General features: G+C 37.6%; 6 protein-coding genes. All 6 read right to left on the reverse strand.

The annotated features are described in order from the left end of the window. Positions 1-46: 46 nt before the first annotated feature. The gene (locus tag DS745_RS08405; RefSeq protein WP_129077825.1) at positions 47-892 is read right to left on the reverse strand and encodes a carbohydrate ABC transporter permease; all 846 of its coding nucleotides are present in this window, start codon (positions 890-892) and stop codon (positions 47-49) included. Between the two features lie 2 nt (positions 893-894). Further along, a complete protein-coding gene (locus tag DS745_RS08410; RefSeq protein WP_129077826.1) occupies positions 895-1,842 on the reverse strand; it encodes a carbohydrate ABC transporter permease in 948 nt (315 codons plus the stop codon). Positions 1,843-1,921: 79 nt separating this feature from the next. Further along, the gene (locus DS745_RS08415) at positions 1,922-3,265 is read right to left on the reverse strand and encodes an ABC transporter substrate-binding protein (protein ID WP_129077827.1); all 1,344 of its coding nucleotides are present in this window, start codon (positions 3,263-3,265) and stop codon (positions 1,922-1,924) included. A gap of 521 nt (positions 3,266-3,786) precedes the next feature. Further along, positions 3,787-4,422, reverse strand: coding sequence for a YesL family protein (locus DS745_RS08420; protein ID WP_161568212.1), 636 nt, complete (start codon positions 4,420-4,422; stop codon positions 3,787-3,789). A 188-nt stretch (positions 4,423-4,610) separates the two neighbouring features. Further along, positions 4,611-9,878 (reverse strand): pectate lyase family protein, encoded by a 5,268-nt coding sequence (locus tag DS745_RS24875; protein WP_196121226.1) that lies wholly within the window; start codon positions 9,876-9,878, stop codon positions 4,611-4,613. 164 nt (positions 9,879-10,042) lie between these two features. After that, positions 10,043-10,366, reverse strand: a 324-nt coding sequence (locus DS745_RS08445; RefSeq protein ID WP_153188169.1) for an S-layer homology domain-containing protein, incomplete at its 5' end; no start/stop codon positions are given.

The raw sequence follows: 10,366 nt of genomic DNA on the forward strand, positions 1-10,366 counted from the left end.
ACCTTCATCACATTTGCTTGGTTCGTTAGACTGTCTAGATGCACTCTTATTTCAGACCAGTTGTAGCGATACCTTCAACAATATATTTCTGACAGAAAATAAATAGAATAAACTGAGGTAAAAGCGATAATGATGACATCGCAATCAGCGGTCCCCAAGCTGTCATGGCATCAGGATCCATAAAGCCCCTCAAACCTAAAGCTACCGTATAAAGCTTTGTATCCTGCAAGAAAATTAAAGGTGTAAAGAAGTCATCCCATGTCCACATGAACGCAAAGATTGTCACAGTAATTAGTGCTGGTTTACATAGTGGTAAAATGATGTGCCAGAAAATACCGAACTGACTGCAACCGTCAATTACTGCTGATTCGTCCAACTCGCGTGGAATACCACGGATAAATTGAACCATTAAGAAGATAAAGAAAGCTGACCCTCCTAAGAAAGCTGGTACAATTAGCGGTAGAAATGTATTTACCCAGCCAATTTTATGGAATAGGATGTATTGCGGGATAATAACTACCTGGATTGGAAGCATTACCGTTCCTAATAAACAAGCAAATAGGATTTTTTGAAACTTAAATTGTAACCTTGCGAAACCATAGGCTACTAGACTCGAAGAAAATAAAGCTCCTAGTACAACAAAAGACGTTACAATCATTGAGTTTTTAAAGAATAAGTCGAAGCCATAACGGCCATAACCTTCCCAACCAATTGTATAGTTTTCCCACCTGAGTTCGGAAGGAATTAAGGATGCGGCATTATGAAAGATTTCTGCTTCCGGTTTTAAGGCACTAGCAAACATCCAGAGGATTGGATAAATCATTAGAAAACCTAAGCCAATCATAAATGTATGATAGATAATAGATGATGTTTTTGATTTTTTGTTTAACATGTTTATTTGCCTCCTTCCGACTCGTAGTAAACCCATTTCTTACTAGAAATGAATACGATTGCTGTAAGTAAACCAATAACTAATAAAAGTACCCAAGCTAACGCTGAAGCGTATCCCATTCGGAAATATTCAAACGCGTTTTGGTAGAGATATAGTGCGTAAAGTAATGTTCGATCAATAGGTCCTCCCGCAGTAATTAAGAAGGCTTGTGTAAATGTTAAAAATCCATTGATAATTGCAAAAATAAGGTTAAAGAAAATTACCGGCGTTAACATTGGTAACGTAATTTTAAAGAATTGATGAAAACGATTTGCTCCGTCAACCGAAGCCGCTTCATATAACTCTTTTGGAATTTGTCTTAATCCCGCAAGGAAGATAACCATCGGTGAACCAAATTGCCAGATAATTAGTAGGATAAGAACTGATAAAGCATAGTCAGGGTGAGCAAACCAGTTATAACCCTCAATATTAAACCAACCAAGAACAGCGTTTAATGCGCCTTCGCGTCCAAAGATCTGTCTCCAAATAACTGCTACCGCAACACTCCCACCAATGATTGATGGAACATAATAGATTAAACTATAAAAACCAGAGCCACGGTGACCCATATTCATAAGTATCGCTACAGTTAGTGCAAATATAAGTCGTAAAGGTACTGCTATAGCAACAAAGATAAGCGTTACCTTTAATGTCGTCCAAAATCTCGGGTCACTTGTAAACATCCGAACATAATTATCAAACCCAACCCACCTTGGAGCACTTAACAAGTCATAACTAGTAAATGATAAGTAAAAGGAATATAGCATGGGTCCGACAATTATAAATAAAAATCCAATTAACCAAGGAGAAATGAAAGCATAAGCTACAAGATTATTTCTAAGTTTTCGTTTCTTCGGAGTAATCGTTTGGATTACTTTCTGATTTTCGCCCAGTTGGGGAGAAGTATTCATGACATGACCTCCTTCTAAAAAGTAAGAAACCACCTAAACTCATCATTTAGATGGTTTCTATAAAACAATCAATTTCTAATTATTGTCTACTAATGATGTCTAGCATTTCAGCTTTGTATCTAGAAACTGCTTTTTCTGGTGTATTCGCTCTATAAAGAATTTCTAAGAAAATACGATCGAAGGCATTGTCTAGCTCACTTCCAGATGGTGGTGGTGGCGGTGGTGCATCTCCTACGTATTTACTAATTAAATCAATGTAATCAAATTGTTGCTGAACTGTTCTTTCTAAGTTCGTATACATATGCTCACGAATTTTTGAAGAAATTGGTACTCCACGGTCACCTTGTAAAATATCATTTGCTTCTGTGCTATTTGTCATCCAGTCCATAAACTTAATAACTTCTTCAGGATGCTTCGTACTTGGATTCATAGAATATAGTAATGAAGCACGAATGTATGCACCTGTAGTTCCATCATTTCCAGATGGTAGGATTGTCATTTCAAGATCACGGCCTGCAGCTTGAGCTACAGCTACGATTTGGTTACTGTGAATAATTTGCATTGGTGCTTGTTTATTAACGATTAAGTAGTTTTCAATTGTTGCTGCAGCTTCATTTACGTCTGCCGGTGGTACGACACCTTCATCTTGAAGCTCTACCCAGAAATTCATGAAATCAACAAATAATTGGTCATCTTCCCAACCTAAACCTGTACCATCTTCATTGTATAACCATTGACCTTGTTGTAATAACCAAGTTCCAAAGGCACGTGAATGGTTTACATCAATATAAGTACCATAAGTACCTAATGCTTCAGATAATTGACGAGCTGTATTTGCAAAATCTTCCCAAGTATAACCAGGTTCTAATAGCGGTACGCCTGCTTCTGCAAACAATTCTGGATCGTAAACTAAAGCAAACGCATTACTACCTGTACTTAGTCCAACTAATTCACCTTGGAAGTATCCTGGATCTAAACTAGCTTGATCAATAAATTCTGTGTTAATAAGACCAGAGTCTACAAATGGTTGTAAGTTTGCTAATTGCCCACGGCTACCATACATTGGTAACCAACGGTCAACCATTTGAAAGATATCAGGAGCGTTTCCACCTGCTACTTGTGTTGCTAAACGGTCAGCATAATCTCCAAATCCTAAGAATTCTGGATTAATTGAGACATGTGGGTTTAAATCTTCATAAGCTTCAATAAGTGCTAATGTACGATCATGTCTGTCTTGATTTCCCCACCATAAGAAGCGGATCTCAACATCTTCCCCGGTAGCTGGTTGTTCATTATTCGTAGTTGGTTCGGTTGTTGTATTACCTTGATTATTATCTGTAGTACTTGGTTGAGATGAGTTACTTGAACATGCTACTAAGAAAGTAATAAGAAGTAACGTAATGAGAAGCGTTAATTTTTTCATAAATTTAAATCCCCCTTTAATCTTTTTTAAATGAAATTAATCCTTTGCCATGCTTTCGTCCTAACTTCACTTCACCCCTTATTTAAAATAATTTTTTTGAAACAACATTGCTTTCAATTGTAAGGGTTTACAAATGTTAATAACAACGTTGTTAATAAAACTTTGATTTTAACCTTTAGAATAGGATTAAAATACGATTTCGTTTAAACTCCAGGGTGCTTTTTTCTTCCAATAAAGTTAGCTAATTTGAAATAGAAACTAGCCTCATTTATCATAAACCAAATGTATCTCAAACAAGTTTAGTACGTCTATAATCTTCAGTTCAGTTCTATGAAAACGCTAACAATCGCCCGTAATATCATGGGTTAAGCTAAGATAATGAACATGATATAAGTTAATGATTATTGTTTGAGAACTTTGATAATTAGCTGGTTTCGTCAATATTTTCGAATATGCTTTCTATTCTGAACTTATGATCATTTATCAAATTCGAAACAAAAGAAAAAAGCAGCCGAAAGTTTTCAGCCACTTTTTTCTTCACTTTTCTTCTGTTCAATTTTCAAGAATATGCGGTGAGCAATTACCATGTACATCATACTTAAAGGAGCAACGCTTAGAAATAAGAATGATGCAGGTGCAACTTCTAGAGCAAAATACACAAAGACTAAACATAAGATCATTGAGAACGTGTGAAATGGGTTAGACATTCCTATTATCAAAGCATATCTAAAATTTTGGAAAAGCTTTAAGTCATAATGAACATAGATCGGAAAAATATAAAGAAGCATGATTGCGTAATTAAAGGTAATTGCGATAAAGAGATAAAATAATACCTGAGAAAAGACACCTTCTAAACTATAAAAGATATATATATCAGTTACTAAAACCGCTCCTATAATAACTAAAATAAAACCAAAAACATTAGATTTTATAAACTCTTTACGGTAAACTGCCCAAAACCTTTGAAAGATAGGAAGATCTGTTTCTCCTTGTATCCATTTTCTAGTAATCGTAAACATTGCTATAGTCGCAGGGAAAATACCTAAAACTACCCCACCTAATAACGAGAAACCTACCCATAAGATGTTTACAAGTGCTAATCTAACAATCCATTCACAGGCTACATAAAAACTGCCTAAAACGCCTCTCATCTCCATATTGCGCCTCCTCATCATGTCCTAATATTCAGCTTTTGTAATAAGTTCGAAAATAACAACGTTTGTATTAATTGTAAGTTTGCTAGGTTACAATGTCAATTACAAGTATTAAAAAGTTTAGAAGATTACAAAAACCAAACCTTTACTAAGGTTAGCAAAGGTTTGGTTAGATAATTTATTATATAATATTATTTTATTGTTAATAAATTTACCAATACTTGTGCACTTTCCGCACGTGTCATAGGTGCCTTCGGAGTAAAAGTGTTATTGCCTCTACCTTTTAAAAGTCCTAATTGATAAGCTGCATCAACTGCTGCTTGTGCCCAAGAACTCACACTTTCTCGGTCATTAAATGTCGAAGGCTGAGCAACCTTTACTTTATCCTGTGCCTGGTACTCATACGCTCTGATTAGCATTACTGCCATTTCTTCACGTGTGATTGTCGCATGAGGATCGAACGTAGTTGCTGTTCTTCCAAACACGATCCCCGCTTCATAGGCTGCCGTGACGTAATTTTCGTACCATGCGCCACCAGTAACATCAGTGAATTGAGATTTCCCTTTAGCCTCGAGACCTAACGCGCGAACAATAAATGCCGCAAATTGGGCTCTTGTTACACTTTCTTGAGGCGCAAATTCTGTTTCAGTCATTCCTTTAATAATGTGCTTTGCAGCCATATTTGTAATGACATCCTCTGCCCAGTAACCTGCTGGAATATCTTTAAAGTTTTTCTTGTACTCGAGTGCTGTGTACTTGCTAAAGTGCTTTACTTTTGCCTCAACTCGGTCGCCAACTAGGGTTCCACCTTGGTAAACTAGTTTCCCGTCCTCGCCAATATAGTAAACTCCTACAAGATCATAGTTCACTTGATCGTTTACCTTTAATGATATGAAAACTGGTTGATCAAATTCAGCTAACTTGTGTTGTTTTCCGTCTTTCCCAATAATTACTAAGCCGAATTCATATACATCTCCTGCATTTTTTATAGTAGCACTGTACGTATTTGTAGCTTTTTTCATCAACTCTGTCGCTATCTCTTTCGCTACAGTGTCTACTGAAAAGACGATTTGACTACCCGCTAGCTCTGATTGAGAGACTAAACCTTGTAATTGACTCACAACTTTAGCTGGAACTTCAATTGCAAAATCTTTTCCTTGAACAACAATAGTGTTGTTCCCATTAAATGCCACGACATTCGCTGGGAAAATGACTTGTTTCACTTCTGCCCCTATTTCAACCGTAATTTTTCCATTCTGCGCCTGTGGGTTAGTTACTACAAGTTTCGATCTATCTGACGTCACCGGTGGATGAGCTGGTGGACCTGGATTTACAGGCTCCCCTGGCTCTCCTGGTTCCCCTGGTTCTCCTGGCTCTCCTGGCTCTCCTGGCTCTCCTGGCTCTCCTGGTTCTCCTGGCTCTCCTGGTTCTCCTGGCTCTCCTGGCTCTCCTGGCTCTCCTGGCTCTCCTGGCTCTCCTGGTTCTCCTGGTTCTCCTGGTTCTCCTGGCTCTCCTGGTTCTCCTGGTTCTCCTGGCTCTCCTGGTTCCCCTGGCTCTCCTGGTTCTCCTGGCTCTCCTGAGTTAGTATAGTAAATTGATATATCTTCAATTGTTACACTTGCACTACTTTCGGTACGAATCTGAACGAAAGAGGCTGTTGTTCCAATTTCTAATTCGATAATTAACTCACCTGTTGAAAGTGAATTTGCAAACTCTTCAAATACTTTTGATGCAGCCCCATGTACAGAGTTGTTTTGAGAAGTTGTATTATTATCTACATACACTTGAAACCTTCCTGTACCACTTACGTTAGATAAATTTATTTTAATAGTATATGGTTTGCTGAAATCAAATACCCCTCCAGGCGTACTTGAAGCTGTGGTTCCTGAAGTTGATAAAGCACCAATCGTCATTCTGCCACCATTAATACTTACTGCTCCTGACTCAACAACTACAGTACCACCTGTTTTAAGATACATAGGTTTCGTGGAATCATTTGGTAACGATTTGTATGCTGCAGTAAATAAACTTGCTGTAGTAGCTTCTACGAAATCATCATAAAAAATCTCACCTGTTGGTTCTCTCACGTCAAACTCTTGTGGAGTAACATTCACTGGAGCTGAAGCTTCACTAGTTCCAACTTTATTCACAGCAAAAATAATATAGGAGTATGTTAAACCATTGGTTAATTCAGTGTCAGTAAAACTATTGTCATTACTAGAACCCACCTCGATGAATTCACCGTCTTGTGCTAATTTCCTTTTTACTAAATAATAATCTGCATCTAAAACCTTATGCCAAGTTAATGTTACTGTTTCACTTGCACCGACTGCCTTAACATTTTGTGGTGCTAATGGCTTGGTTGGCTCCTGGGGAGGAAGTTGAATTCCACCGCCACCAGTTGTGTCTATTATACCAACCCCAGTAAATAACTCTGCGAGAATTTTGGCCTCTTCTGGAGAGACTGCAGTGTATTCATAAGGGACAGTAAAATCTGTAGTTGAAACTAGATGTTCATGTGGAGTGTCTACGTAAATATTGTCAACTAAATTCCAATATCCTGTTGAAGGACTACCGTAGAACCATCCTACTGGTCCTTTAATGTGTCCTGTAGTAGGATCAACTGTACCTGCACCTACATTTTCAAAGTAATTCCCTTCAACAAGAACTTGTGCTCCGTTTCTTGCATTGATTGCAGTATCACCAATATTCTTAAAATAGTTGTTTAACATATGAACATTCGCATACCTTATTAACGGAACACGCGATTCGAGATCATGGAAATAGTTATTATGATAAGTAATTTTATCTGGTGCTAGGGATGGATTATCAGTATGGCCATTTAAAGAAGTCTTCCAATGATTATGGAACCTATTCCATGATATTGTCACATATTCAGACCCGCGTTTTACATCAACAAGTCCATCATAATAATTCTTATCAGGATTATTATAATATTCACTATAAAATTCATTGTGATCAATCCAAACATTATGGCTATTTGATGTGACTTCAATTGCTGTCCCTTCACCTTGACGAACATGGTGGATTGATAAATTTCTGAATACAATGTTGTTTGCTCTAGAAACTGTAAAGCCAACGCCATCAAACTCGCCTTTTGTACCAACACCTAAAATTGACACATGTGATACATCTTTAACATCCATCTTGCTTCTACCAAAGTTTTTATCACTAATTGTAACATCAACAAAGATAATTAACCCTTCATTAGGATTTTTAATATGATCTCTTAATAACTGATACATTGCCTCGCCTGGGTTATCATAGCCACTTTGTGGCCAATATTCACTTAACAAGTATTCTTTGTATGTTGGTGCACCATATCCTCCAGTTGTACCTCCATTTAATGATGCATATCCTATCGGAGTATCACTCCAAACAGGTGATTCTTTTGGAGAAGCTTCAACCTGCGGAGATGCTGTTTCACCATAAGCGTTTAGTGCAGTAACTACATAAAAATACGTAACATCAGAATTTAATCCACTGTCTAAATAACTAGTTTCATTCAGTCCAACGGCCAATTGCTCATAGGGACCACCATTAACTGTACTTCTTTTAATAATAAAGCTTTCTGCAAAATCAGATGACCAAGACAAACCAATTTGGTTTACTCTCTCATCAACAGTAACTATTGGAATTGTTGGTGGTTGCGGCTCCATTGGAGTTGCCGTAACTTGAACGGAATATCCACTTTCACCATTGCTGTTGACAGCACTAACCACATAGTAGTAAGTAGTACCATTAATTACTTCTGTATCAATAAAACTGGTCCCTGTTATTCCTTCCGACAATATCTCGTATGGTCCACCAGCTGAGATACTTCTTTTTACAGTGTAAGTGTTAGCATAATTTGCTATACCCCATTGCAAATTTACTTTCCCAAAACCTGCAATTGCTTGAAACTCAGTTGGGATAGTTGGAAGTTCATCACTTCCAGGTACCCAAGCACCTTGAAGAATTTTCACATCATCAAAATAGTGCCCGACCGTATTACTATTAGGTGTAAATGTATCAAATTTGTTAATTTTTGAAACAGTTGAATGGAAATTTACATTACTAACTTTTAGATCACCGTTAATATATACAGTTGCTTTTTGGTTTTCAATGTCAGCGATAATTCTAAAGTCGTACCATACTCCGGCAGTATAGCTTTGTAAGTGTGTATAGGAATTATTTGAGTGACGATAGGATAAATTCCCACCAGAGGTCTCTAAATAAACAGCAATTCCGTCTCCTGTTCCTCCTGTTTCAAGTAGTCTGATAATCTTAGTAGAACTTGTCATGGCTTCCTGGAGAAATTTAAAATCAAAAGTAAGTACCTCACTCTGCTCACTAAACGTACGACTGAGTGTAACGTTAGAAGAACTACTAGTGTTATTCAGATAAACACTCTTATTTTCTCCACTAGGAAAATCAACGATACGAACGGTTCCGCCTGTTTCATCAACAGAATAGCCCTGAGGTATCGATCCAGTTGGCTGATCATTAAAGCTATCATTTATTATTATAGGTAGAGGCTCAACTGGATGACCAGGGGGCGTTTCAGCAAGTTCAGGTTTAGCACTTACTTTATTAGACCATTCACTATCTCCTACTTCGTTTGTTGCAATTACTATATAGTCGTAGGTCACACCATTTGTTACTTCAGTATCTGTAAAGCTATTAGTCTCAGTAGTTCCAATAAGACTAAACTCAGCTGTTTCATGAAGACTTCGCATTATTCGATAGGAATTTGCTCCATCTACTATTGACCAAGATAAGCTCACTTCTCCATCTCCAGCCAGAGCAGCAAGATCTGTTGGCGCATTTGGTACTACCGGGACTGGAGGAGTTTCTCCACCATTTAATATCTGCTCTATCAGAATACTTTCTATTGTTACAGCAGCACTACTTTCAGTACGAATTTGTATAAAGGAAGTAGCAGTACCAACCTCTGGTTCAATTACAATCTCGCCACTAGTAAGCGCACTTCCCACTTCTTCAAAAACCTTTGATGCTGCACCATGGATCGAATTCCCTTGAGAAGTAGTGTTATTGTCAACATATACTTGAATCTTTCCGCTTCCACTAGCATTTAGTACATTTATCTTAATTCTGTATGGTTCACTTAAATTAAACACACCTCCCGGAGTACTTGTTGAAGTAGTTGATGTACTAGCTAATGCACCAACCGTCATTCTTCCCCCGTTAAGTGTCAATGAATCATTTTCCGCAGTCACAGTCCCGCCAGTTCTCACATACATAGCTTTTGAAGAATCATTTGGTAGTGACATATAGCTAGCTGTAAATAAGTTAGCTGACGTAGCCCCTTGAAAATCATCATAAAAAACTATGCCAGTACTTGCCTCTGTTTTCGGAAAAGTGTGTAGGGGAAAATAAATAAATAAATTAAAAATCATTGTAAAACACAATATAAGACTAGTTATCCTAACTTTCATCAGAGCCTTACCCCCTTGATTTTGTTATAGATTCTTCAAGAATAACATTATATTTTGGGTAAACTTTACAAAAGATCTAACTTTTTTACATTAAAAAGCCTAACCATTGCATGCTAGACAACTATTTACATTCTTACAGCAATGGTTAGGCTTAGAGCTTTTTTTTATTTTGATTTTAATAAATTTGCAATTACTTGCGCACTTTCCGCACGTGTCATTGGAGCTTTAGGAGCAAAGATGTTGTTGCCTCTACCTTTTAGTAGTCCTAATTGGGACGCTGCATCAACTGCTGCTTGTGCCCAAGAACTCACACTTTCTCGGTCATTAAATGTCGAAGGCTGAGCAACCTTTACTTTATTCCGTGCCTGGTACTCATACGCTCTGATTAGCATTACTGCCATTTCTTCACGTGTGATTGTCGCATGAGGATCGAACGTAGTTGCTGTTCTTCCAAACACGATCCCCGCTTCATAGGCTGCCGTGACGTA

The sequence above is a fragment of the Anaerobacillus alkaliphilus genome (genome assembly GCF_004116265.1).
GTDB lineage: Bacteria > Bacillota > Bacilli > Bacillales > Anaerobacillaceae > Anaerobacillus > Anaerobacillus alkaliphilus.